General features: G+C 48.5%; 1 protein-coding gene. It reads left to right on the top strand.

What is annotated here, in order from left to right; genetic code table 11:
* Window positions 1-304: 304 nt before the first annotated feature.
* Window positions 305-1,568 (top strand): glutamine-hydrolyzing GMP synthase (guaA, locus tag EOO50_RS17595; RefSeq protein WP_290841593.1); only part of this gene is annotated, 1,264 nt, incomplete at its 3' end.

Raw genomic sequence — 1,568 nt, forward strand, 5'->3', positions numbered from 1 at the left:
GTTTCGCTCCTGCTTTTGATGATGTTATAAGCCGATCCGCCGAGCTTGAATTCGGCGCCGTTTACAGTGAGCGAGCCGGAAGTTTGGCTGTCGTCGCTGCTGCATTGAATTAATGGCAGGCTTAAAGATAGCACGAGTGCGATATGTAGGAATTTTTTCATCGGGTAGATTTGGATCGGCCAAATTAGGGGATTGTTGCGCGCGCGCAAATTAATCGGACAAAAGGCGTGTATTTCGGTTGAAACGCATGTTTCAAAATTTTATTTTCGCTTTTTTCGAATAAAAAATTAATCTACTTTTGCACATGCAACACAACGTCCTCATCTTAGATTTTGGCTCGCAATACACACAACTCATTGCGCGCCGGGTTCGGGAACTCAATATTTTCTGCGAGATTTTCCCGTACAACAATGTTCCTGAAGATTTATCAACCTATAAAGCCGTGATTTTATCGGGCAGCCCGTTTTCGGTACGCGGAGACGATGCGCCGCATCCCGATCTGTCTCAAATCCGTGGCAAAATGCCGCTGCTTGCCGTATGTTATGGCGCTCAATATCTGGCGCATTTTCACGGAGGCGAAGTCGCGCCGTCCAACACACGTGAATACGGCCGCGCGAACTTGTCTTATGTAAAATCGGGCGAAGATTTCTTTCATGAAGTCCTTGAGAATTCGCAGGTCTGGATGTCGCATTCCGACACGATCAAAAGGCTTCCGACAGGCGGCGTTTTATTGGCCAGCACCAACGATGTCGAAAACGCGGCGTACCGGATCGAAGGCGAAACGACTTACGCGATCCAGTATCATCCCGAAGTTTTCCACTCGACCGACGGCAAGCAGATGCTTTACAATTTCCTTGTTAAGATTGCCGATGTTCCGCAGAATTTCACGCCGAATGCGTTCGTTGAAGAAATCGTATCAGAACTGCAACAGAAAATCGGCGGCGATAAAGTCGTGCTCGGGCTTTCGGGCGGAGTCGATTCTACCGTTGCCGCCGTTTTATTGAACAAAGCCATCGGCAAGCAATTGTACTGCATTTTCGTCAATAACGGATTGCTTCGCAAAAACGAGTTCCAGAGCGTTCTCGATCAATACCAGCACATGGGATTGAACGTCAAAGGCGTTGATGCGACCGACCGTTTTATGGCTGCGCTCGCGGGAATTTCAGAACCTGAAGCCAAGCGAAAAGCCATCGGCAAAACGTTTATCGAGGTTTTTGATGACGAAGCGCACCGAATCGAAGACGTGAAATGGCTTGCTCAGGGAACGATTTATCCGGATGTGATCGAATCGGTTTCGGTGAAAGGTCCGTCGGCTACAATCAAATCGCACCATAATGTTGGCGGTTTGCCCGATTATATGAAGCTGAAAATCGTCGAGCCGCTGCGGATGCTGTTCAAGGATGAAGTCCGCCGCGTGGGGAAAACACTCGGAATTGATCCTGAATTGCTCGGGCGCCATCCGTTTCCGGGACCGGGATTGTCAATTCGGATACTTGGCGACATCACTTTGGAAAAAGTTCGTATATTGCAAGAGGTTGACGCCGTGTTTATTAACGGTTTGAAGTCAT

The sequence above is a fragment of the Flavobacterium sp. genome (genome assembly GCF_004211145.1).
Lineage (GTDB): Bacteria > Bacteroidota > Bacteroidia > Flavobacteriales > Flavobacteriaceae > Flavobacterium.